Source organism: Sivoneniella epilithica UHCC 1019 (assembly GCF_040830845.1).
In the GTDB taxonomy this organism is placed as follows: domain Bacteria; phylum Cyanobacteriota; class Cyanobacteriia; order Leptolyngbyales; family Leptolyngbyaceae; genus ULC077BIN1.
Genome location: NZ_JBFPDP010000037.1, coordinates 16,148 through 39,650, shown reverse-complemented (window position 1 = coordinate 39,650; position 23,503 = coordinate 16,148). Strand labels below are relative to the sequence as shown.

At 47.5% G+C, this 23,503-nt stretch carries 28 protein-coding genes; 22 read left to right on the top strand and 6 right to left on the bottom strand.

Features of this window, described 5'->3' with window-relative positions:
* The first annotated feature begins 10 nt into the window (after positions 1-10).
* The 6 genes from AB3R30_RS19450 (at position 11) to AB3R30_RS19425 (ending at position 4,725) form a co-directional block, all read left to right on the top strand.
* Positions 11-751: a phycocyanobilin:ferredoxin oxidoreductase gene (locus AB3R30_RS19450; protein WP_458650877.1), complete on the top strand. Its 741-nt coding sequence runs from the start codon at positions 11-13 to the stop codon at positions 749-751.
* A 625-nt stretch (positions 752-1,376) separates the two neighbouring features.
* A complete protein-coding gene (locus tag AB3R30_RS19445) occupies positions 1,377-1,895 on the top strand; it encodes a phycocyanin subunit beta (protein ID WP_458650876.1) in 519 nt (172 codons plus the stop codon).
* A 116-nt stretch (positions 1,896-2,011) separates the two neighbouring features.
* Positions 2,012-2,500 carry a phycocyanin subunit alpha gene (cpcA, locus tag AB3R30_RS19440; protein ID WP_458650875.1) on the top strand — a complete coding sequence of 163 codons (489 nt, stop codon included), beginning with the start codon at positions 2,012-2,014 and terminating at the stop codon, positions 2,498-2,500.
* Positions 2,501-2,608: 108 nt separating this feature from the next.
* Positions 2,609-3,427: a phycobilisome rod-core linker polypeptide gene (locus AB3R30_RS19435; protein ID WP_458650874.1), complete on the top strand. Its 819-nt coding sequence runs from the start codon at positions 2,609-2,611 to the stop codon at positions 3,425-3,427.
* Positions 3,428-3,572: 145 nt separating this feature from the next.
* On the top strand, positions 3,573-4,445 hold the full coding sequence (locus AB3R30_RS19430; protein ID WP_458650873.1) for a phycobilisome rod-core linker polypeptide: 873 nt from the start codon (positions 3,573-3,575) through the stop codon (positions 4,443-4,445).
* A gap of 10 nt (positions 4,446-4,455) precedes the next feature.
* Complete coding sequence (locus AB3R30_RS19425; RefSeq protein WP_458650872.1) at positions 4,456-4,725, top strand: phycobilisome linker polypeptide; 270 nt, start codon at positions 4,456-4,458, stop codon at positions 4,723-4,725.
* A 113-nt stretch (positions 4,726-4,838) separates the two neighbouring features.
* Here AB3R30_RS19425 and AB3R30_RS19420 read toward each other — a convergent pair whose 3' ends face one another.
* From AB3R30_RS19420 to AB3R30_RS19410, 3 genes are all read right to left on the bottom strand, one after another.
* A complete protein-coding gene (locus tag AB3R30_RS19420) occupies positions 4,839-5,540 on the bottom strand; it encodes an ankyrin repeat domain-containing protein (protein WP_458650871.1) in 702 nt (233 codons plus the stop codon).
* Between the two features lie 2 nt (positions 5,541-5,542).
* Positions 5,543-6,013: a DUF2656 domain-containing protein gene (locus AB3R30_RS19415; RefSeq protein WP_458650870.1), complete on the bottom strand. Its 471-nt coding sequence runs from the start codon at positions 6,011-6,013 to the stop codon at positions 5,543-5,545.
* Between the two features lie 66 nt (positions 6,014-6,079).
* Positions 6,080-6,598, bottom strand: a complete 519-nt coding sequence (locus AB3R30_RS19410; protein ID WP_458650869.1) for a VOC family protein — start codon at positions 6,596-6,598, stop codon at positions 6,080-6,082.
* A 112-nt stretch (positions 6,599-6,710) separates the two neighbouring features.
* On the opposite strand from AB3R30_RS19410, the gene AB3R30_RS19405 reads away from it, so the two are divergent.
* The 7 genes from AB3R30_RS19405 (at position 6,711) to AB3R30_RS19375 (ending at position 10,914) form a co-directional block, all read left to right on the top strand.
* Positions 6,711-7,442, top strand: coding sequence for a phycocyanobilin:ferredoxin oxidoreductase (locus AB3R30_RS19405; protein WP_458650868.1), 732 nt, complete (start codon positions 6,711-6,713; stop codon positions 7,440-7,442).
* 184 nt (positions 7,443-7,626) lie between these two features.
* Positions 7,627-7,875, top strand: coding sequence for a hypothetical protein (locus AB3R30_RS19400; RefSeq protein ID WP_458650867.1), 249 nt, complete (start codon positions 7,627-7,629; stop codon positions 7,873-7,875).
* Between the two features lie 96 nt (positions 7,876-7,971).
* On the top strand, positions 7,972-8,631 hold the full coding sequence (locus AB3R30_RS19395; RefSeq protein WP_458650866.1) for a HEAT repeat domain-containing protein: 660 nt from the start codon (positions 7,972-7,974) through the stop codon (positions 8,629-8,631).
* A 232-nt stretch (positions 8,632-8,863) separates the two neighbouring features.
* Entirely contained in the window at positions 8,864-9,070 is a 207-nt protein-coding gene (locus AB3R30_RS19390) for a hypothetical protein (RefSeq protein ID WP_458650865.1), read from the top strand.
* 216 nt (positions 9,071-9,286) lie between these two features.
* Positions 9,287-9,823, top strand: a complete 537-nt coding sequence (locus AB3R30_RS19385; RefSeq protein WP_458650864.1) for a phycobiliprotein lyase — start codon at positions 9,287-9,289, stop codon at positions 9,821-9,823.
* 63 nt (positions 9,824-9,886) lie between these two features.
* Positions 9,887-10,387, top strand: a complete 501-nt coding sequence (locus AB3R30_RS19380; protein ID WP_458650863.1) for a hypothetical protein — start codon at positions 9,887-9,889, stop codon at positions 10,385-10,387.
* Positions 10,388-10,497: 110 nt separating this feature from the next.
* A complete protein-coding gene (locus AB3R30_RS19375) occupies positions 10,498-10,914 on the top strand; it encodes a type II toxin-antitoxin system VapC family toxin (RefSeq protein WP_458650862.1) in 417 nt (138 codons plus the stop codon).
* Between the two features lie 7 nt (positions 10,915-10,921).
* Here the strand turns inward: AB3R30_RS19375 and AB3R30_RS19370 are convergent, their stop codons facing one another.
* The gene (locus tag AB3R30_RS19370; protein WP_458650861.1) at positions 10,922-11,743 is read right to left on the bottom strand and encodes a pentapeptide repeat-containing protein; all 822 of its coding nucleotides are present in this window, start codon (positions 11,741-11,743) and stop codon (positions 10,922-10,924) included.
* 80 nt (positions 11,744-11,823) lie between these two features.
* On the opposite strand from AB3R30_RS19370, the gene AB3R30_RS19365 reads away from it, so the two are divergent.
* The 9 genes from AB3R30_RS19365 to AB3R30_RS19325 all read left to right on the top strand — a co-directional run bounded on the left by AB3R30_RS19365 (position 11,824) and on the right by AB3R30_RS19325 (position 18,886).
* Entirely contained in the window at positions 11,824-12,408 is a 585-nt protein-coding gene (locus AB3R30_RS19365) for a phycobiliprotein lyase (RefSeq protein WP_458650860.1), read from the top strand.
* 154 nt (positions 12,409-12,562) lie between these two features.
* Entirely contained in the window at positions 12,563-13,291 is a 729-nt protein-coding gene (locus AB3R30_RS19360) for a 15,16-dihydrobiliverdin:ferredoxin oxidoreductase (protein WP_458650859.1), read from the top strand.
* A gap of 47 nt (positions 13,292-13,338) precedes the next feature.
* Positions 13,339-14,091 carry a phycoerythrobilin:ferredoxin oxidoreductase gene (locus AB3R30_RS19355; RefSeq protein ID WP_458650858.1) on the top strand — a complete coding sequence of 251 codons (753 nt, stop codon included), beginning with the start codon at positions 13,339-13,341 and terminating at the stop codon, positions 14,089-14,091.
* Positions 14,092-14,591: 500 nt separating this feature from the next.
* Positions 14,592-15,110: a phycocyanin subunit beta gene (locus tag AB3R30_RS19350; RefSeq protein WP_458650857.1), complete on the top strand. Its 519-nt coding sequence runs from the start codon at positions 14,592-14,594 to the stop codon at positions 15,108-15,110.
* Positions 15,111-15,218: 108 nt separating this feature from the next.
* Complete coding sequence (gene cpcA / locus AB3R30_RS19345; protein WP_458650856.1) at positions 15,219-15,707, top strand: phycocyanin subunit alpha; 489 nt, start codon at positions 15,219-15,221, stop codon at positions 15,705-15,707.
* 100 nt (positions 15,708-15,807) lie between these two features.
* A complete protein-coding gene (locus tag AB3R30_RS19340) occupies positions 15,808-16,635 on the top strand; it encodes a HEAT repeat domain-containing protein (RefSeq protein ID WP_458650855.1) in 828 nt (275 codons plus the stop codon).
* A gap of 121 nt (positions 16,636-16,756) precedes the next feature.
* Complete coding sequence (locus AB3R30_RS19335; protein ID WP_458650854.1) at positions 16,757-17,578, top strand: HEAT repeat domain-containing protein; 822 nt, start codon at positions 16,757-16,759, stop codon at positions 17,576-17,578.
* A 118-nt stretch (positions 17,579-17,696) separates the two neighbouring features.
* Positions 17,697-17,936 carry a hypothetical protein gene (locus AB3R30_RS19330; protein ID WP_458650853.1) on the top strand — a complete coding sequence of 80 codons (240 nt, stop codon included), beginning with the start codon at positions 17,697-17,699 and terminating at the stop codon, positions 17,934-17,936.
* Positions 17,937-17,971: 35 nt separating this feature from the next.
* Complete coding sequence (locus tag AB3R30_RS19325) at positions 17,972-18,886, top strand: HEAT repeat domain-containing protein (protein ID WP_458650852.1); 915 nt, start codon at positions 17,972-17,974, stop codon at positions 18,884-18,886.
* 7 nt (positions 18,887-18,893) lie between these two features.
* On the opposite strand, the gene AB3R30_RS19320 is transcribed toward AB3R30_RS19325, so the two are convergent.
* Entirely contained in the window at positions 18,894-20,099 is a 1,206-nt protein-coding gene (locus AB3R30_RS19320) for a class I SAM-dependent methyltransferase (protein WP_458650851.1), read from the bottom strand.
* Between the two features lie 181 nt (positions 20,100-20,280).
* Complete coding sequence (locus AB3R30_RS19315) at positions 20,281-23,271, bottom strand: NPCBM/NEW2 domain-containing protein (RefSeq protein WP_458650850.1); 2,991 nt, start codon at positions 23,269-23,271, stop codon at positions 20,281-20,283.
* Positions 23,272-23,503: the final 232 nt, after the last annotated feature.

The window sequence follows — 23,503 nt, the reverse complement described above, 5'->3', positions numbered from 1 at the left end:
GTTGAGGTCTATGGAAGTCTCCTTGAGAAGTCGCCAACATGACCTGATCCGCAGTTTAGCCGACTGCATCGAATCGGTTTGGCATCAAAACTTAGAACTGTCTCCTTATAGCGTCCCAGAAGACTTAGGCTACATCGAAGGCAGCCTAGAAGGGGAGCGATTGATCATCGAAAATCATTGCTATCAGGCTCCACAATTTCGCAAGCTGCATCTTGAACTGGCGCAAGTTAGCAATGGGCTAGATATTTTACACTGCGTCATGTTCCCCAATCCTGAATACGCGCTGCCTATTTTTGGCACCGATTTAGTCGGGAGAGGCAACGGTTCAATTAGTGCCGCGATCGCCGATTTATCTCCGGTCAATGGCGATCACGCCTTGCCAGAGCAATATCAACAGTCCTTGTCGCTGCTATCTAAAATTGAGTTTTCTCAGCCCCGCGCCTTACCCGACTGGGGCGATATTTTTTCAGACTTCTGTTTGTTTGTGCATCCCGTGAACGGGCAAGAAGAGAAAATGTTTTTAACCCGGGTGCGAGAGTTTCTCACAATCCACTGCCAGATCGCCACGATAGAAAAGCCTCTAACGTCTACTCTCGACATCACCAACGTTTTAGCAGGACAAAAATATTACTGCATGAAGCAACAACAAAACGATAAAACCCGCCGTGTCCTAGAAAAATCCTTTGGGGCTGAATGGACGGATCGATATATGAACACCATGCTTTTTGATTACGTTGTCTCTCATGCCTGAAAGACGCTTCTCTAGGGTAGAAACTTCTCTAGGGTAGAAAAGGGATGGAGTCGCGCTTAAATTACACTTTCAAAAAACACATTTGTAACAAGAAGTTAAGCACTAGAGATTACAAAAAATCCTCAGGATTCCCAATTAGTAGGGTTTTAGCACTTTCTTAACGTTTTTTAATAGTATCTTTTTCACCGCTGGGTGAGATTGCACAAAATTTGCACAAGTGGGTTGCTTTAATCAAAGGCAGGTTCAAACACAAACGAACCTCATGACCGTCAAGGTTAAGGGTTTAGATTTTTAAGCTCGACTGTAGCTCAGTTTATTTCTGACTGACTAAAACAATCTGATTAAAACAGGCTGATTAAAACAGCGAGCATTGGGTTTTGAGATATTCGCTAGGGTGATGGATGCTTCTGCTGATTGATTTAAACGGCAAACAGTATTCGGGTGAGGCTCTCCTTAATATTTTTTCTCGTCAGGCGATTAAACTCGCTAATGACTATTTTCCGTTCAGCGAATCATACGATTAATCATCTATCTAACACTGCATTTATCTCCTCTAAAAATCGACTCTAAAAACCAGTTTTTGAACTGAATTTTGCTTCCATCAAAATCACTAGGAGATACTAGAATGCTTGATGCTTTTACTAAAGTTGTCTCTCAAGCCGATACTCGCGGCGAATATATTACTAACGCTCAAATCGATGCCTTGAAAAATCTGGTGGCAGATGGAACCAAGCGGATGGATGTGGTCAATCGCATTACCTCCAATGCTTCTACGATTGTGGCGGATGCCGCGCGGACGTTGTTTTCAGAACAACCTCAGTTGATTGCACCCGGTGGTAATGCCTATACGAATCGGCGGATGGCGGCTTGCTTGCGCGATATGGAGATTATTCTTCGCTATGTCACCTACGCAACTTTTGCTGGCGATGGCAGTATTCTCGACGATCGCTGCTTAAATGGCTTGCGCGAAACCTATCTGGCGTTGGGCGTACCCGGTGCTTCTGTGGCAGCAGGGGTCAACAAAATGAAAGCCTCTGCGATCGCGATCGCCAATGATCCGAATGGGGTGACTCGTGGAGATTGCAGCAACCTCATGGCTGAAGTCGGCAGCTACTTTGATCGGGCAGCCGCCGCTGTAGGCTAAAAGGCTGTGAGCTAAGGGCTTTGATCCAAAAAAGCCTATTCTCTAGCCTAGATTTTGCGCCATTTCTGACAGTATTTCGCACAATTTTGCACACTGGTTAAAAGGAATAATTCCCCATGAAAACACCGTTAACAGAAGCCGTTGCAGCAGCAGATTCTCAAGGTCGCTTTCTGAGTTCTACTGAGATTCAAACTGCCTTTGGTCGGATGCGTCAAGCCACTGCTAGTTTGGATGCTGCTAAAGCTTTGAGCAGCCAAGCCGACAGCTTGGCTTCAGGCGCTGCAAATGCAGTTTACCAAAAGTTTCCATACACCACCTCCATGCAAGGCAATAACTTTGCCTCCACTCCAGAAGGAAAAGCAAAGTGTGTGCGGGATATTGGCTACTACATTCGCATGATCACCTATTGTTTAGTGGCAGGCGGCACTGGTCCGTTGGATGACTATTTGATCAGTGGGTTGGCTGAAATCAATCGCACCTTTGATCTGTCTCCTAGCTGGTATGTGGAAGCGTTGAAGCACATCAAAGCGAACCATGGTTTAAGCGGCGATCCAGCGGTGGAAGCCAATTCCTACCTTGACTACGCGATTAACTCCCTGAGCTAAGGGTTGACCGTTGCCCAGACCCATAAAAGACTGTGAATGTGATGCATTGCGGAACAGTTTTTTGAGGGTCTGGGCATAATTTTTTATTCAACCAAAGGAGACCCCGTCATGACCAGTTCTATGGCTGCAAGGCAGCTAGGGTTTGAACCATTCGCAGAAAGTTTTCCGACCGAACTGAGATCGCAGGGAACAGAAGACGATGTGCAAGCCGTGATTCATGCCGCCTACCGTCAAGTGTTTGGCAATGATCATGTGATGCAAAGTGAGCGGCTAACTAGTGCCGAATCGCTCTTGCGCCAAGGCGATGTGACAGTCCGTGATTTTGTGCGAATGTTGGCACAGTCGGAACTGTATCGAACCAAATTCTTTTACTCCACTCCGCAAGTTCGCTTTATTGAGTTGAACTACAAGCATTTGCTGGGTAGAGCGCCCTACGATGAATCAGAAATTGCCTTCCACGTTGATTTATATACGCAGGCAGGCTATGAAGCTGAGATCAATTCCTATATAGATTCTCTAGAATATCAAGAAAATTTTGGCGAAGCGATCGTTCCCTATTATCGGGGTTTTGAAACTCAACGTGGACAAAAAACGGCGGGTTTTAGCCGAATGTTCCAACTATATCGAGGGTATGCTAACAGCGATCGCGCTCAGGGCAAGAATAAATCTGCCTGGTTAACCAATGATTTGGGACGGAATCTAGTTACACCCGTGCAAACGGCTAACTTTGGGCGATCGCTCTCTGGAGTCGTGGCGGGCGATCGCGGTCAGGTTTACCGAGTGCGCGTGACGCAGGCAAACCGGGGACGAACTCCCCAGGTTCGGCAAGCAGTCAGCGATTATCTCGTTACCTATGACCAACTTTCACCCACTCTGCAACGGCTGAATCAGCGCGGCAGTAAGGTAGTCAGCATTACGACTGCGTAGACAACTTAGTTTTTAGGTATCAGTTTTTAGTTGTGAGTTTTTAGTGTTTAAGCGGTTAGCCTATAGCTAGGCATTACTCCGATCACTCACAACTAACTCACAACTTTTTAAACACTATTCACTCAACTGTTAAGGAGAGTCATTCGTGGCAATTACAACCGCAGCTTCCCGGCTGGGAACAACTGCTTTAGGGGATTTTCGCCCCATTGAACTCCGCCAAAATTGGACCTCTGAAGATGCCCAAGGAATCATTCAAGCAGTTTACCGTCAAGTGTTGGGCAATGACTACATCATGCAGTCAGAACGACTGACCAGCCTGGAGTCACTCTTAGCCAATGGTCAATTGTCAGTGCGCGATTTCGTGCGGGCAGTCGCCAAATCAGATTTGTATAAAACCAAGTTTCTCTATCCTCATTTTCAAACCCGCGTGATTGAGTTGAACTTCAAACACCTACTGGGTCGCGCTCCCTACTCAGAATTGGAAGTGATTGAGCATCTCGATCGCTACCAGAATCAAGGGTTTGAGGCAGATATTGATTCCTACATCGATTCAGAGGAATATGATGCCAAATTCGGCGATGCGATCGTGCCCTACTATCAAGACTTTGTGACGACGGGTGTAGGTCAACGCACCGTTGGCTTCACGCGCATGTTCCGCCTCTATCGTGGCTATGCCAACAGCGACAGCGCCCAACTCGCTGGGGCAACTTCTCGGTTAGCCGCTGACCTAGCTCAAAACAGCGCCTCTGCGATTATTGGTCCTTCCGGTGGGAGTGAAGGATGGGCATATCAGCCATCGAAACAAGGAACTGTACCTAGCCGAGCCTTTGGACGCTCCTCGGTCAACTCGTCCGATCGCCTCTATCGCATTGAAGTCGCAGGCATTAACCTACCGCGCTATCCCAAAGTTCGGCGCAGCAACAAAGAGTTTATCGTTCCCTACGAGCAACTATCCAGCACCCTCCAACAAATCAACAAGTTGGGTGGCAAAGTAGCCAGCATCACCCTCGCACAATAGGACACCGATCATGTTGGGACAACTCACCTCCACCGGAACCGCTAGTTCATCTGCTAGCAATCGCATTTTTGTTTATGAAGTAGAAGGATTACAGCAAAACGATCAAACAGACAATAATCAGTATCCGGTGCGGAACAGCAGCACAATTTTGCTGCAAGTTCCCTATAGCCGGATGAATAGCGAAATGCAACGGATTAGCCGATTAGGTGGCAAAATTGTGAGCATTTATCCTCTAGGTGAAGCTCCATCCGCGCCGCCAAGTGAAGCGCCGCAGGTGTAAAATCGGCTCACTTTTGCGCCCTCACCCTAAATCCCTCTCCCGGTCTGGAAGAGGGATTTTGAGTTTTCGGCTCCAAAAAGGGGGGCGATCTCGATTCATAGTTTTTTAGCTTCTTACTCGATCGCCCCTGCTCGAATTAACAATTCAGATGCCTGCGCCGATCGAAACGATTTCCGTGCCTCACTCAAAGCGGTTGCGCCCCAACGGTTAATGGGGCGAAAATCTGCGCCATGGGTTAACAACAAATCGATAATTTCTAGGTCGCCCTTCGCCGATGCCATCATCAGCGGAGTCCAGCCGCCGAGGTTAGCAGTATTCACCGCTGCGCCTAGGTCAATCAACGCTTTGACCACATAGAAATGTCCGCGATCGACCGCTAGATACAGGGCAGTATCGCCAATTTTGTTGGTGGCATTCATCTCCGCCCCCATGCCCACCAACCGTTGTACCAGATCCGTTTGACCCTGCCGCGCCATCGCCATCAGCACGGTTTCCCCATAACTGTTGAGATCGTGGATCTGGTTTGTACGATCAAGCAGCATGGAAACGATATCTCGGCGATCGCCCTCTGCCGCAAACATCAACGCCGTATAGCCAGCAGCATTTTTTGCATCCACCTCCGATCCCTGAGCCAATAGCAAGTTGACAATATCCAAATAGCCTTCGGTGGCTGCCCACATCAGAGCGGTATTACTCGCTCCAACGGGGGTCACGCCTCCAGTCGTGTTGGCATCTGCGCCCTGAGTTAATAAACTGTCTACTGCGGCGGCATCCCCTTTGATAATCATGCGAATCAAGTCTTCGTTGAGAGCCATGGTTAGCCTCTCTTGCGTTCAACTTTGAAAACACTGTGGTTAGGTTTTGCGGCAATGGTTGCGTCCCAGGCGATCGCCTGCAAAAAAGCCTCACCAGAAACAGTTTCCACCACATCCACACCCCACTCGCCCGGTTGGAGAGCATCCGGTGCATCACTGGTGGCAGGCGTGGTTTTAATGCCGCCCAACACTAAAATATCGGGCAGATTAATCACCTGCTGAGTCTGCCGCTGATTGACCAATGCTTGGGCACAGAGTTCGCCCACCTGCGCGGGTGAAAATTGAGCGATCGCAAACAAAATTTCTACCGTCCAATGGGGATGATTCACCCGCCTGGATTGGAGCGATTCATAGTCACTCAACCCGGCTCGAAACACCTCAGCAAACTCTTCCCGACTGAGGGCAGGCACGATGTCAGGCGAAACATCGAAATTGTGAGATAGCAGCATTCGCCCTTGAAGGTCATGACTCAAAATGTGAATGTTGGTAATCGAAGTGAGCGTTTTCTAGTTTAGAGGATGTCGGTTAGTGAGCGATCATTAAGTCGTTGCCTCATGGGGTGCTTCTGCCACTTTCACTTGATACAAGATAATCAGATGTCCATCAAAATCGTGGAAGCCTTGTTCTGTGAATACTAAATTGGGCGGTGCGGTAAAAGAACAGGGCGGAATGATTTCCAGGTTTAGGGCTTGAATTTGTTGAATGATGGGTGCTAGGTCGCTCACCTGAATGACGGTGCCGATGCGGTGGGGAGGAAGCAGGGGCGGCAAGTCAACGTTTTTGGCTTCAGTCAGCGCGATCGCCCGTGGTTCATGCTCGGTGCTTAAAGCGGCAAACGTGAGTTGGGCTTGGGCTGGCAATTTGAAAACGGTGTAGAGGTAGGAATCTGCTGATGCTTCCCCTACATAGTCCAGCCGGAATCCCAAAATATCTTGGTAAATCTGGAGGGCACGCTGCAAATCTGCCACGATTAAGCAGGGACGTTTTAGATGAAGCCCTGCTTTGATGGCAGGCGGCGAGTTGGATTGAGCAGCGTTGGATTGGGCATCAATAGTCATTTTGGATAATAGTCGTTTTTTATTTTAATAGTCTCAATTCTTGTCAGAAAATCCGATAGCGCCGACAACAACTCTATACTCAGATGTTCAGATAAAAGTGTACGTCGAAGTTATGCAAGCATTGTTGCGAAGCCAGCAGCACCCGCTGATCCATCGGCTGGCAGATACGATTGAAGCCACTTGGAAGACTCATCTGGAGCTATCGCCATTTCATATTCCAGAAGGCTTGGGATATGTGGAGGGGTCTTTGGAGGGCGCAAAGTTGGTGATCGAAAATCATTGCTACCAGGCTCCGCAATTTCGCAAGCTGCATCTCGAACTGGCGCAAGTTAGCAATGGGCTAGATATTTTGCACTGCGTCATGTTCCCCAATCCCGAATATGCTCTGCCTATTTTTGGCACTGATTTAGTGGGCGGACGAGGTGGGGCAATCAGTGCCGCGATCGCGGATTTATCGCCTGTGAATCTAGATCGATCTCTGCCAGACAGCTATCAGCAAGCCCTATCAGCCTTACCAAGGCTACACTTTTCCCAACCTCGTGCCTTACCCGACTGGGCAGATATTTTTTCTGAATTTTGCCTGTTTATTCGTCCCATGGGAACGCTCGAAGAAGACACTTTTTTGCAACGAGTTCAAGATTTTTTGACGGTGCATTGTCAACTTGCCACCTTGGAACCCTCGCTAACCTCAGAGTTGGCGATCGCCCGAACCATTGCCGGACAACGATATTACTGCACCAAGCAACAGCAAAATGATAAAACTCGCCGAGTGCTTGAAAAATCCTTTGGCACCGAGTGGGCAGATCGCTATATGACCACCATGCTGTTTGATTACGTCACCTGATCAAAATTTTCTTGATTTGGTTTGTAATCCTTTAGAGCAAGTTTTTTTAGAGACAAATTAAACTCTTGATAGATTTTATAAGCAAAGTCTTTCAGTATCACTGTAGGTATAAAGTCTTCCGCAATTTACCGACTGAGTGTTTTTTGCGTTGAAGCAACCCTATCGTGAATTGGAGCCATTTAAAATGATTGGACAAATGTGTTGGCTTGCCAAATTTGGCGGGGGTGGAGAGTTAACCTTGCATCTCCGATTGGAGCAGCAACAGCCCTGGAAGCCCTATACCCACTTTAGAGGACTAGCGATTCCCGACCACACCATTCCTGGAGCTTCCAAAGGATTTGCTACTTCTCAAAAACTTTTAGCGGCAGGCTGGACTTTACTTTCCACTGCTCAAGTTAAAGCCTCTTTTAGCCCCTCATCCAAAGCCGCTTAAAAGGTAGATCAAAATTACACAAAAGCAACAGTTTTACTCCTCCACTCCTCCACCCCTTCAGGTCTACAGTGAAAGAAATGTTTATAATTTGCTTTCATGGATCTTAATCAAATTGCCACAGGTCTACAAAACTCAGATTTCCAGTATCGCCTTAAGGCGATCGCGGCGCTCAAAGATCATCCTCCTGAAGTCGCGGTTCCGTTACTCACCCGCCACATTCAAGATCCAGAATTTTTAGTCCGAACGTTTGTGGCGAGAGAACTTGGTAGACAAAAAACGTCTGAGTCTTTTGCCAATCTCCTTCAGATCATGAGATTTGATAATACGCCTAACGTGCGAGCAGAAGCCGCAAATTCCCTTTCGCTATTCGGCAGAATTTCCGCGTCCCATCTAGTCCAAACTTTTTTTAGAGACGACCATTGGCTAGTGCGTCGCAGCATTCTAGCAGCATTGGTGGAATTGGAATGCCCGGAGGAAGTTTTGGAAGTCTGTGGGATCGGTCTAGGGGGAGACGATGCGGCGGTTCAAGAAGCGTCGGTTGATGCTTTAGGCGCGTTGGTGAACTCTCGTCAATCTGAAGCGGCTTTATCTCAACTCTTGACCTTAAAAAATTCGGCGGCTCAATATATCCGGGTTCGGGTTGCCTATGCCCTGAAACACTTTCCTGCTCCTGAAGCGAGGGAAGCGCTGGCACAACTGAGACAGGATACCGATCATCGAGTTGTGGGGGCGGCAATGGAAGATTTGATTTCTTGAGAGGGTTAATTTTAGCCTTGTTTCTATCGCTCGATAGAGGAAAAGTACCCCTTAAGGGGATGGTTTCCTGATTTGTAGAATTCTATATTGCATTTATGCTATATAGCAACCCGGCACAAATGTCTATAGAAAAAGTAATGATATTTACAGAAATTGACGTTTAAGCAGGCAAAATTGAGAGGAGCAAATTGTTGCTGAGTTGAATAGTTTTATTGATGTGAGGAAAAAGACCATGGCTGAAACATTTAAGAACGGTCAAATGCTCTGGAAGCTGGAAGGGAACGATCGTGCCTTGCACTTACGGCATCATGACTCAGAGCCGTGGCGACCCTATGAAGAGTTTCCAGAGTATAGACTGCCCGATCCTGAAGGATTTTCTAAGGGAATTGCTACTTTTCTAGCGCTGTTGAAACAGGACTGGACAGCCATTAAATCCTAGAAACGTTTCAATTAATTAGTCTGGCGGATTGCTAAACTGCTTTCGCCATCAATGCTTCTGTTCCCCGTAAAACTCAAAGCTAAGCTGGTGCAGCTTTTGCTCAATCTGCGGAGCATGGGGGATGCAGTTATAAAAGCAATATGACAGAATATTAAGAAACGTAGACAATTAGTCACATCTTTCCTGCTCGATCCTTCTCAAGGCACTTAACTTTATATGATGTTTCAACCTCAAACGGTTCAGCCGACTCTGGCATCTCTAGTGCAAGCGTTTTTTCAACAATCTGAGGGAAACTGGCGATCGCAGCGTCGCTATTACACTCTTAAAGATGGTGAAACGCAGGAAGTAGTAAGTTTATTGACCGTCCAATTCTTAGAGCAAGGCAGCCCCGATTTACGTCAACTGGCGCAGTTGCATGATCTGACCGATGAAACCGCGATGACTTGCGGCGCGTTGACTACATGGGAAAGTAATTATGTAGGTCCTAGCCCCAAGCAGATTACTGGCTCAACGGTGTTTGGGGTAGAGGGAACTCAGCTATATCGCGATCGCGGCTTTTCTACAAGCAAACCTGTGATTGCCCAATTTTCCATGCGAGATGCTGACATTATGCGCTTGCGAACTGAGTATAGTGGAAATGTGTTTGAGGAAGAAATTAGGCTAATTGGTAGCCAATATCGCACTCGCCAAACGATCATTTCCCGTGCTGGAGAAGAGCAAATGATTGGGCAATACTTAGAGACGCGAATGTAGAATTTGAGTTAATTACTTGTCTCTTGTCTCCTCTAATTACTGAACAGATTGAGGAAAAACCTGATGAAAAATGTATCGCAAATTATTCAGGAGGCTGAGGCAGCACAAACTTTTGTTAATTCTCAAACCCTACAAGAGATTCAGAAATCTGTTCAGTTAGGATTTGCTCGAATTGATGCTGTAGAGAAACTCTCAAAAAGTGCAACCCGTATTGTTAAGGAAGCCGTAGACCGTCTACTTAGCAAAGGTTCTCTTTGGACTGAACCAACTTCTAAACGTCAAATAGCTGCATGTATGGGTGGCTGTGAAATTATTCTGCGTTACATTACATACGCACTCTTGGCAGGTGATCCTGCTGTTTTAGATGAGTGCTGTCTCAACGGTTTGAGGGGAACCTATGTAGCCTTGGGGATTTCTACAGATTTTGTTATTCAAGCAGTTAACTTAATGAAAGCTGTTGCTATCGAATCAATTAACGTTGACGACTTATCTACAGAAGTGGCTGGCTACTTTGATCATGTGGTTATCAGTTTAAGAGAGAGAGAAGAACTTCAACCTTTATGAAAGCAACTTGTAGCCATTGGTAGTCAAGTTTCAGCAGAAGAATGGGCAAAGTTGCCGATCGACCTATCTCGCAATTTTGAGCATTATATGTACGGTGCACCCAAAGAAGAATGAGGCGCGTGTTTGTAGACAACTCTTACTTGGTTGCAATTCTTAATCCTAGAGACGATCGCCATCAAAAGGCTAAAGAAGTATCACAGAGCTTAGGAAATTATTTATCAGTAACTTCTGAGATGGTCTTGACTGAGTTTCTCAATCATTTTTGTGCTAGAGGATCTAGCTTTCGCCAGTTAGCAATTACTGCGACGGATAAACTGTGTGCTGATCCAGACGTTGAGATTATCCCTCAGACAACCGAACAAGTTAAACAGGCACGACTCTTCTATAGAAAGCGGCTGGATAAAGAGTACAGTCTCACAGACTGTGTTTCGATGCTGATTATGGAGAAAATGGGAATTCAAGATGTGCTAACGCACGATCGCCACTTTCAGCAAGCAGGATTTTGCGCCTTGCTCCGAGATGACTGAACACCAATTAACAGGTCAAGCTTTCTAAGGTAGTTTTGAGCGTCAGGGGATGAACCGTTTCTAATTGCTGGGTGGGATGACTGAGCAAGCGCGATCGCATTTCCTGAGTGAGTCCTTGAACCTGGGAAAAATCTGCTCCAGCAATGCTTTCAAACTGCTCAAAGTCCACGTCGGTTAGATCCGCAGCGCGTAAATCCACTCCTGCTAAATTTGCTCCATTCAACCGCGCAGTGCGTAGAAAAGCACCCGTCAAAATCGCACGGCGTAAGTCTGCCTGCACCAACCTTGCGCCCCGCAAATTTGCGCCGGTTAGATCCACCCCTCCCAAATAAGCGCCCAACAGGTTCGCTTCCTGCAAATCGGCAAACCTGAGGTTGGCAGTGTTCAGCGGTGACCCATTTAAACTGGCTTTAGGACCGATCGCCCCAGAGGATTTGTAGGCAAAGCCTTCTGGAAACTGGGTGTGGCTATCGTATCGCGCCCCTTGCAGCTTGACATCATGCAAATTTGCGCCCGTCAGATCTGCCCCACACAAATCAACTCGATAGAGAAACGCTCCCTGTAAATTCGCCTGCTGCAACAGGGCTTTGCTCAGATCGGCTGCGCGTAAATCGGCTGCGCGTAAGTCTGCCTGTCTGAGGTTGGCACCCCTCAGATTTGCCCGAATCAGCGTCGCTGCACTTAAGTTTGCAGATTGCAGATCACATCCGCTGAGATTAACTTGATACAAATCTGCCTGACTAAGTGCTAGCCCCGCTTTGAGCGCAGCCAAAACGTCTTGAGGTGTTTTTCGACTTGCTCTTTCTGGCATAGCTTGGAGTTGTGACATAATTTTGTATCTGAAGCGGCACCTACCTACAATCATAGAGTCGTAGCGATACCATAATTTTGTTTTGTTGAGGTGAGCCAATGACGCTTATACCACCAGTGACCATGATGGACTTTTTTCGTAAAAGCGAAGGAGTCTGGTTAACCCAGCGCACTGTCCATCATTTTGATACGGTGGCGGATGAATCAGGCGAATCGAAACTGCATGTGCAAGTGGTTACTGCCGATGACGATCGCATTCAGCAAGTCTGCGAACCTCAAGGAATTGATCCAGCGATCGCTGCCGGGGGAGCCAGTTTTATGTGGCAGCCCCACGAAGCCAATCAAGCACCGAATCCCGATCAGGCGGCGGTGTTGGTGGATGTACCTGATGATGAAACCGGGCGATCGGGGAAGCTGCTCCGCAATCAGGGCTACGTGGAAAAAATTCCTGTAGTCAGCCGCTACTGGTTTGGACAAGACGGTATTTTGACGATTGATACCGAGTATGAAACCAATCAAGGGCAGGAACGCTGCTGGTTTATGACGGATGACTTCCGGGTTCGCGTTAGCACCATACGAATGCTGAATGGCATATATCTCATGACCTATTGCTCTGAGCGGCGTTGCGTTTCTGCAACCGATTTGGCTGCCATGATCGAACACAACTTGTCTAGAGCCACTTGAAAAGGACGATGAGAGGATGGATGGGTAGATGAGATAGGAGCCACCATCCCTTATGTTAAGGATTGTTACTTTGTCTCATTTATTTGAGACTGTGCGGCTGGGTATCTCGTATCGTCAGGGGTTGACGCACACGAATCGATCCATTGATTAGCTTATGTATAAACCCTTTCTGGAGCATCTGGAGCAATCACTGTCTCAACAGTTTGATTTACAACATCGCCCGATTCCAGCGGGGTTAGAATCTCAAGTGAGTGAGCGTGGTAGAAATCCGGCGACGATTCAAAGCTGGTGCTATCAATGTCCTGAATTTCGCAAAATTCGTTATACCTACATTGATGCAGGGGCGAGTGCCCAAATTTTCAATAGTGTGATCTATCCCAGCCACAACTATGAGTTGCCCTTGCTGGGAATTGATTTTCTCTCGTTTGGACAGGTCAAAAACTTGATTGTGATGGACTTTCAGCCATTGTTTCAAGATGAAACGTATTTGACAAAATATATTGATCCGTTAAAGACATTACATGAGAAATATCCAGATCTAGCGCAGAATTTGGAGATGAAGTTTTACGATGCAAACCAGTACTTTTCAAAATATTTATTGTTTGCCAAAACCGATCCAGAAACGGTGAGAACGCGGGTATTTGAAGCGTTCAAAGATTATTTGAATCTCTACTGGCAAATGTTGGCAGAAGCCACACCTCTCAACGATTCAAAGTCGGTGCAGCGGATTGTGAAAGCCCAGAAAGACTACGATCAATACAGCGCCGATCGCGATCCCGCATCGGGTCTATTCAGCAGCTACTTTGGGCATGAATGGTCAGAAAAGTTTCTGTTTGAATTCTTGTTTGAAGATGCCATGCCCTTAGCGATCGCTAAAAAATAGATTGAGTTCTCAATTTTCACCTCAAAACTCAAAACTTCATCCTCCCCATGACCTTATATCAACCCTTTTTGGATTATGCGATCGCGCTTTTGCAAGAGCGCCTCGATTTGCAACCCTACCCCATTCCAGCCGGGTTTGAGTCGAAATCGGCGATCGTCGGTAAGGGCAAACATCAAGACGAAGTGCTAACCACGAGTTATGGATATCAAGCTCCAAAACTGCGGCAAATCCGAGCGGCGCATGTTCAGGGAGGCGGCGCTCTTCAGGTATTGAACTTTGTGATTTTTCCGCAGCTAAACTACGATTTGCCGTTTTTTGGTGCCGATCTGGTCACGCTACCCGGCGGACATTTAATCGCCCTGGATATGCAGCCCTTATTTCGTGATGATTCTGACTATCAGACAAAGTATACTCAACCCATCTTGCCGATTTTTGAGGCGGCTCAGCAGCACTTGCCCTGGGGCGGAGACTTCCCGGAAGAAGCCCGTCCTTTCTTTTCGCCTGCCTTTCTCTGGACGCGACCACAACAAACTGAAACGGTGGCAACTCATGTGTTTGAAGCGTTCAAAGCCTATCTCCAAGCCTATCTAACGTTTGTTGATCAAGCAGAGCCAATCACAGAAGCTTCGGCATTACAAGAGACTGAACAGGCTCAATTGCGCTATCTCCGCTATCGGGCTGAAAAAGACCCTGCACGAGGAATGTTTACCCGGTTTTATGGAGCCGAATGGACAGAAGAGTATATCCATGGCTTTTTGTTTGATTTGGAACGAACCCAAGTTGCGATCGCCCGTGAGTGATCCTGGCATCCGCTAACGACCAAACTTAAATCATCAGATTCGCAACATTTCTTTATCTTTTAGCTCATTTGTCTTTAGCTATTCTCGCTATCTTAGGGGTTGATTCGCTGCTGGCATAGCTCGAATTGGAGTTAGGTTCTCTACTAAAAATTGATTGACTCCAGAGTGAATTCATCCTCTGATCAAGGCTTCAGACCTGGCTAGACAGTTATAATTCGTAATAAATAAGGATTCAACGACATAGTATAAACAGAGATGTTGGAAAACTTACACAGCAGATGCAGACTTTTAGGTATCTGCTCGGTTAAGGCTCCATAATATTTAAGAAATGTAAAATCTTCCAAGTTTCTTCATCAGAAGAATGGGAGGCATTTCACAGGTCAGCATCAACGGTTTTTGTTTTTCTCAGGCTGTTTAGACAGATTAATTGCTGAGCTTAATCAAGAGTTAGTTGTGACCTAAGTCCCTACTTCACTTGAACACATTAGGAGATTGAGTTTATGTTGGACGCATTTGCAAAGGTAGTCTCCCAGGCTGATGCGCGGGGTGAATACCTCAGCTCTGCACAACTGGATGCTTTAAGCGCGATGGTCGCCGATGGCAACAAGCGCATGGATACTGTGAACCGCATTACTGGCAATTCATCTGCGATCGTGGCAAATGCGGCTCGTTCGTTGTTTGCTGAGCAACCTGGGCTGATTGCTCCCGGTGGAAATGCTTACACCAACCGTCGCATGGCTGCTTGTTTGCGGGATATGGAAATTATCTTGCGCTACATCACCTACGCTATTTTTGCTGGAGATTCAAGCATTCTGGACGATCGCTGCTTGAATGGTCTCCGCGAAACCTATTTGGCTTTGGGAACTCCTGGTGCTTCTGTGGCAGTGGGCGTGAACAAAATGAAGGATGCTGCATTGGCGATCGCCAATGACACCAATGGAGTGACTAGAGGCGACTGCTCTAGCTTGATGTCTGAAGTGAGCAGCTACTTTGATAAGGCGGCTGCGGCTGTTGGCTAGAAAGATACTACTAGAAACCGCTGGAGTTGATTTCTACTGGTTTATTCGGTAGCCAAAGCAACGACAACACTCATTTCATAAAGCAAAATTACTGGAGCAAGTTTAATCATGAAAACCCCTCTAACCGAAGCAGTTTCGGCTGCTGATTCTCAAGGACGCTTCCTTAGCTCTACCGAGCTTCAAACTGCCTTTGGTCGTTTCCGTCAAGCGTCTGCTAGCTTGGAAGCTGCCAAAGCATTGACTTCTAAAGCTGACAGCTTGGCTTCGGGTGCTGCTAACGCGGTTTACCAAAAGTTTCCATACACCACCTCTATGCAAGGTCCTAACTACGCATCGACTCAAGTGGGCAAAGACAAGTGTGTCCGCGACATCGGCTACTACTTGCGGATGGTTACCTACTGCCTCGTTGTGGGTGGAACAGGACCTATCGATGACTACTTGATTAGCGGTTTGGCTGAAATCAACAGCACGTTTGAACTGTCTCCTAGCTGGTATGTGGAAGCGTTGAAAAATATCAAAGCAAGCCATGGCTTGAGTGGAGATCCTGCTGTTGAAGCGAACTCCTATATTGACTATGCCATCAATGCATTGAGCTAGTCAGGCTTGTGCCCGGAGGGTTAGGCAATCACCGACAGAGGTTGGTCGTTGCATAGTCCTCCGGGCATTGTTATTTTTAAAGGGACTTCCTCTCGTTGTCATGAGTCACTCACCAGATATTCAGAGCGATGTTTCACTCACGGTAGACCAAGCGATCGCCAATCTTCAGGGAGAAGATTTGGGCTTGCGGGTCTATGCGGCTTGGTGGTTAGGGCGGTTTCGAGTCGATGATCCAGAAGCCATTGATGTGTTGATGGCGGCATTAACAGATGAGGACGATCGCACCGATGCAGGCGGTTATCCTCTGCGGCGCAATGCAGCGCGGGCGTTGGGCAAACTAGGCGATCATCGAGTGGTTCCAGCCCTGATTCAATCCTTAAATTGCACTGATTTTTATGTGCGAGAAGCTGCCGCACAATCCTTGGAAAAGTTAGGAGATCCTAGCGGAATTCCCCAATTAATCGAGTTACTCAATAACCAAGTGGCTGGAACCCTACCTGCACCAGAGCCACCGTATCTAGTGCAGCCCTTTGATGCCATTTTGGAAGCGTTGGGCAGCTTGGGCGCAATGGATGCCGTTCCTGACATTTTGCCATTTTTAGATCATGCCGTTCCCCGAATTCGCTACGCGGCTAACCGGGCAATGTATCAACTGACTCCCAATCCTGAAATTGCTAGTGAATATGGCGATCGCTTGGTGCAGGCACTTTCAAACGATGATTTGCAACTGCGACGAACTGTCTTGTCAGATATAGGCGCGATTGGATATCTTCCGGCAGCCGATGCGATCGCCCAAACCCTTGCAGAAAACAGCCTCAAGCTCATTTCCCTCAAAGGCTTGCTGGAAAAACAACTCCAGCAGACCCCGCCGCCAACTCTTTCGGAAGGCGCAATCAAAGTCATGTCTTTAATGGATGAGTTGTTGTAGCAGAAAGCGTCACAATAGAAAGAAGGGAATAGGGAATAGGGAATAGGGAATAGGACTGAATCTCCAATCCCCATTCTTCATTCGTTATTCGTCAATCCCCATTCGTCATTCGTCATTCGCCATGGCTGATTCTCTTTCCTCTCTAATTCAGGCTGTAGATGCTGCTGATTCTGCGAATGGGTTGCTCGAAGCGGTCCAAAATCTGGCAGCAGCACGATTGGAAGGTGCGATTCCGACGCTGATTGCGGCGTTAAGCTACAACAATCCTGGGGCAGCGGTGGCAGCAGTAGATGGGTTGATTCAGATGGGAGAAGCTGCTGTTCCCCCACTGTTGGAGCAACTGGATCTGCATAATTACAGCGCTAGGGCTTGGGCAATTCGGGCACTGGCTGGAATTGGCGACCCTAGAGGACTGATTACCTTGTTGGGAGTTGCCACGGCTGATTTTGCCATGAGTGTTCGTCGAGCCGCCGCTAAGGGTTTAGGCATGATGAAATGGCATTGGTTCCCAGACAATTTGTTAGAAATTGCTCAGGCAGAAGTCTTGGAAGCATTGCTTTTTGTGGCGCAGCAGGATGAAGAGTGGATCGTGCGGTACTCGGCTGTTTCGGGCTTGCAATCGCTAGCGGATGCGATCGCGCTCACCTATCCAGAGTGGAGATCGCAAATCAACTCTCAATTTGAGCAGATGGCAAGCGGTGATAGTAGTTGGACGGTTCGTGCCAGAGTTTGGATGGCGCAACAGCATCTTCAGGCAACGTCAGCGGTGCAAATGCTTGTGTGTGATGCTCAGCCCTCTCCGCTCAGTGCAACAGATTGGCAAATGATTTTAGACACACTCTACGATCGCAAAGGACAAGAACGGATGGTATTTGCAGAGGGCGATCCGCGCCGCTATCGAGAACTGGCGGTATCCATGGCTCAAACGCCTGACGCTATTTGATCACCTTCAACCAGTTCATCAAGTTGAGGAACTTCAACCAGAAACGACGTGATCTGAGAAAATCTGAGAAGATCGATTGACACCCTTGAGTAATCTGCGTTTAGGAACTCCAATTAATATGGCTGATATTTCAGAATTAACAGCGATCGAGCAATCCACTTCTCAAGAACTCGCTGAAATTATTACTGAGTTAGAACAATATCGCGATCGCCTAGTGAATGACACCCTTTCTATGGCACAACGGGCGAAAGTGATGAAGGCTCAGGCGCTGGCTTCCCTAGAGCCTAGTTTGGCTCAGATCGACGCGAACCTAGAAGCGCTTCGTCAACAGCAAGCAAAACTGAGTGTTGAAAATTAGCCCCCCGTTCAAATTGGAATAATCAAAGAGTTGTGATGAATCAATCACTAAAACCCGAAGCTTCCACAGTCGGTGATTCAGTCCAGCGAATTCAAGCTGAAAATGATGCCTTACTGCAACAAGTGGATGACCAAATCACGCTGGAAATCTTCGATACTTCTGACCAGGCTCTTCTGCAACAATTGGTAGAAGGGTTAGGAGATCCACGCGGATTAGTGCGGTTGCGTTTTGCTGAAACACTCGGCGAGATTGGGGAAGTTGCGACTCCGTTTTTAGCGATCGCGCTGGCAAATCATGCCAATGTCGTCGTCCGGCGAGCAGCCGCAAAAACGCTGACCCTAATTGCAGACCCAGCCGCCATTCCCACCTTGCTTCACAGTTTTCTCAACGACGAAGATACCGTGGTTAAAAGCTCCTCTGCGGGAGCCTTGGCAAGAACTGGTGAGGCGGCAGTGCCAGCACTGTTAGATATTCTGGCATCGACCGACTATGCAGAAGACACAAAAGGTCATGCCGCTTGGGCGCTGGCATTTATTGGCTCGGAAGCTGCCGACTATCTCTACGCCGCCTTGAATAATGCGTCTCTCGATGTCCGCTGTGCAGTCATTGGGGCATTGGGGCATGTGGCGCAAGAGCAATCCGACGAAAAATCGTGCAATCTACTCATAACAGCGCTCACCGATCCAGAAGCCTTAATTCGCACGGAAGCCGCCGCCGCCTTGGGACAGGTGAATTATCCGTCTGCGGTGCCCCATTTGATCTTGGCAAGTCGCGATGCTGAATTAGATGTACGGAAAGCAGCCATTAACTCACTGGGCAAAATGGGCGATCGCGCTGCCTTAGAACCCCTCCAAACCATGCTCACCGATGATCAATCCGTGGTGCGTGTTTTGGCAAAACTAGCGATCGCCCAAATTGAGCGTCAGTCATCAGAAACCAATGATTGGTAAGACTTGATTACTGCGCGGCTGGTGTCAGTAGGATAAGTTGCTGTTTCTGAAGCGATCGCACCTCTGCCAAACTCGCTTCAATAGTCTGCAAAATCTGCTCAACAGTTTTTTGTTGAGTTGGATTGCCATCGCAGGCAAGCAAAAACTGCCACTCTGCTTCCGTTAGATTCACCACTTGATAATCTTGATTGAAAAACTGCCGACTATCGCGCCACCCTTGGCTACAAGGACTGGGTTCTGGTATGGCAGCTAATAGATTTTCATCTAGCAACCAGTTTTGTTGGAGTAAGGGAGTTCGTGCCAAAAAGAATTCATAGTGAGTAATCGCCTGCGGATCAAGCAATTCAATCAAGCGATATCGTTGGCGATCGCTTAAGGTTTTTGCCCGTTCAATCAGTTCTGGTGCTTTTCCAATCAGTCGCTCTAACTCCCAAACCTGCGGATTAGAGAATCCCACAAACTCCAGTCCAGACGCATCAATCAATTCAAACACCGTATTGATGTTGTAATCAATCTCTTGCGGATGCACATACATATCCGCAAAATAGCCATCCCGTTGATTTTCCCAAGACCAGCGCTCCGTCTCCCGTTTTCGCAACCGATTCTCTTCCGGTAACGCCGCAAACAATTGTCGCCCAACCTGTACTCCATCGGTATAGTCACCCCGGCGATCGCCTTGCAGCAGCGCGATCGCTTCCTGCATCAACATAATTTCCCAGCGACCCAACTCGCCATAAACAAAAATATGTAAAATTCCACCGGGTGCTAGCTTAGTCGCCAACGCCTGAATGCCGCGAATCGGGTCGGGCGTATGGTGCAACACCCCCACACAGTTAATCAAATCAAATTCACCCGGCAGTTGCTCCACATCAAACAAACTCAGGTGATGAAACTCTACGCCTGTTGCCCCTGACTTCTGACAGCGCTCTTTTGCCACTGCCAGCGCTCCAGCACTTAAGTCAATGCCCACGATCGCAGCATCTGGATTGAGATGTACCAGATATTCCGTTCCCACACCCGTCCCACATCCAGCATCAAGAATTCGCACATTGTGGCGAGTCGGCTTTTGCCCAGTACAAAAGTTATAGGCAGTTAGCCAGTTCCAGCGCCAGTTATATCCCGGCGGTGGTTCATCTAACAAGGGTTCAGGTGGAAACGGATAAGTATTGTAGAGTTTGGCAACAGCAGCACTAATCGCTTGAGAATCGGACATAGTTGATTAGGTTCAAAGATGGATGGATAGCTAAATCCAGTTCCCATTGTCCCAAACTCTACGCTGATGCCAGCAGAGATGCTGAAGAAATTATCAAAGAGCGTTGAAAAAGTGGTTTCTGAAGATGAATTCCTCAGAAACCACTCAATAAGACCTAACTCAATGAGTTGATCATGTTGGGTTAGCCAGCAAAATCAAGTAAAGTGACCGAGTACTCTGGAACAACAAATGTGCCGTTCTTGACGGTATTCCAGTCAGTCTTTTCTTGTTGATATCCTTTAGAGGATATTTCATGCTCATTGACACTGGTTTGGGTGGGTTGCCAACCGGTGAAGTTTGCTTGAATTGCCTGAGCTTTATCAGAGAAATTGATAATCAAAAGCTCCTTATTTCCAGTTGCTTTGTTTTTCACTGCAAACGTAGTCACTGCACCGTCATTACTACTGGTGGATGCAACTTCATCACCTACAAAATAGGTGTTGAGTAGATGGAAAAGGTGTGCGCCAGGTCGTAAAACATCTTCATTGCTTGTTTTACCGTAAATCCCATCTTTCTCATTCCAAGCAGCGGTGCCATCCGCACCATTTTGAATGGCTTCCACAATAGTCATGGCATCAAAGACCACTCCTTTGTTATTGGTCATTCGAGGATCGCGAGTTTCCCAAGTCCAACTAATGTTGTATTCATCCAGAATTGCTGGAATATATCGATCTGGGCTAGCATCTTTCAGAGTTTGAACAATTTTTTGAGTATAGTCACCCAGATCTTCTGGAGACTTAAACACTTCACTATCCGGCGTACTAGCGCTACCGTTTGCGTAATAGTGATAGGTGAAGAAGTCTAGGTTTTTCGCAGTGCCCTGAATAAATGGAACATAGAATGGCTCCAAGTCAGAGCGGGCGATCGCGGGTCCGCCAATTTCAATGGTTGGGTCAACCTGCTTCATTGCCTCAGCAGTTTTGTTGTAAATCGTGATTAGATCACCCAAGCGATCAGGATTATTGGGGTTAATCAAACTACCCCATCCTCCATTGTTGCGAAACTTGGTAAAGTATGAATCATCCCGCTCGTTCAATACTTCCCAATACTTCACGTCGAAGTTATAGTCCTTGTTGACAATTTTGACCAGATCGGCAGAGAACTTAGCAAAGTTATCATATTGATCGCGTGCTAGATAACCCTCGCCATCGGTCATCCAAGAGGGCCAACTTGGAATGTTGATCATGCGCTCAGGTTGATCATTGCCAAACGCATTCACTGAAGCCGTGAGAGCCGTCACAATCTTTTGAGTATCCCAAACTCTGCGACTGGTATCAACCAACCCCTCACTAGTGGTTTTGGAATCTTCCATGGCTCCAGCATGGTGATATCGCAGTAAACCTGGACTCATATAGCTCATGTTTCTGCCGTAAGCAGCGTTGTTTGCATTCGCTGTTTCAAAGCCTTGAAACGCATTTAACCCAAACTGCAAATCAGTGGTCGTATCCACGACCGTATTCCAGTTCACATTGACCGCGATCGCATTTCCAACAGGCGGAATTGGGATCGGAATCGGCGTTGGAGTGGGAATTGGAGTGGGAGTCGGAATCACTGTGCCTGAAGACAATCGTGCATTTGCCCAATTTCCATGATCAAGGGTGGCACCATCCCCAGCATCCGTGACCACCAACCGTAACGATTGCTTACCTGCAACATTCACATTCACTGCTTTTGTGGCACTACTTCCAGTAACAATGCCACTGTCATACAGCTTGCTATTATCTGCCCACACCTGAAAGATAACGGAACCCGCATTACCTACTTCATCATCCAGTCCGATGTCAGCACTGAAGGTGGTATATTTGCCGTCCAATGTGTAGGTAACTTGTGAGTTAGAGTGAACTCCTAATCCTTTATTAGCGGTGACCCCATTGAGCGTCAGGGTGCGCCCATCTCCTGCGCTCTGTTCCCCGTTGCTCTTGTCTTTTTCAACTGGGCCCCAGCCGTTGGTTGAGGCGCTCCAAGCTAAATCACTCAGGTAAACACTGCTCGTGTTCCCTGTTGGGGGAGGCGTTGGAGCCGGAGTTGGTGTTGGAGTGGGAGTCGGAATCACTGTGCCTGAAGACAATCGTGCATTTGCCCAATTTCCATGATCAAGGGTGGCACCATCCCCAGCATCCGTGACCACCAACCGTAACGATTGCTTACCTGCAACATTCACATTCACTGCTTTTGTGGCACTACTTCCAGTAACAATGCCACTGTCATACAGCTTGCTATTATCTGCCCACACCTGAAAGATAACGGAACCCGCATTACCTACTTCATCATCCAGTCCGATGTCAGCGCTGAAGGTGGTATATTTGCCGTCCAATGTGTAGGTAACTTGTGAGTTAGAGTGAACTCCTAATCCTTTATTAGCGGTGACCCCATTGAGCGTCAGGGTGCGCCCATCTCCTGCGCTCTGTTCCCCGTTGCTCTTGTCTTTTTCAACTGGACCCCAGCCGTTGGTTGAGGCGCTCCAAGCTAAATCACTCAGGTAAACACTGCTCGTGTTCCCTGTTGGGGGAGGCGTTGGAGCCGGAGTTGGGACTGGTATTGGGGTTACTGCACTGGAAAAAAGCTTTGCATTTGCCCAATTCGCATGATCAAAGCTGGCATCATCGCCTCCATCCGTGACCACCAACCGTAACGATTGCTTACCTGCCACATTGACGTTCACCGCTTTTGTGGCACTGCTTCCAGTAACAACGCCACTGTCATAGAGCTTGCTATTATCTGCCCATACTTGAAATTCAACAGAACCAGCATCACCCACTTCATCATCTATCCCGATATCAGCGGCGAAGGTAGTATATTTGCCGCCCAATGTATAGGTGACTTGCGAGTTAGAGTGAACCCCTAATCCTTTATTAGCAGTGACTCCGTTGAGTGTGAGAGTGCGCCCATCTCCAGCGCCTTGTTCCCCGTTGCTCTTATCTTTCTCAACTGGACCCCAACCGTTGATAACTGAACTCCACTCTAAATCACTAATATAAACAGAACTAGCAGGCACAGAAGAGGTCAATGCACTACTCCGGTTGAGCAGTTGTAGTTCAGAGAGTGTGAGGGGGTTATTTGTAGGGATTATCTGGCTGCTAAGGCTGGAGGATAAACTAGATTGTGTGTCTAAAACGTTGTTGACACTATCCATAACTAAATCTCCCAAATACGAATGTGTGAAAGTCGCCATTTGGTAGAAGGCAACCCTAAATTGTGATCATCCTGAGGTAATGGCAGGTTGCAGTTAGCAAGCGATCGCAGCTGCGATCGCTTGCTAACTATGGGGCTTGGGCTAAAGCAGTGAAAATGACACCAAAAACTACAGTTGAATGCGGTCAACATCAACTACACATCAGTAGGCATTGAGCTTTGTAGCAACGGAT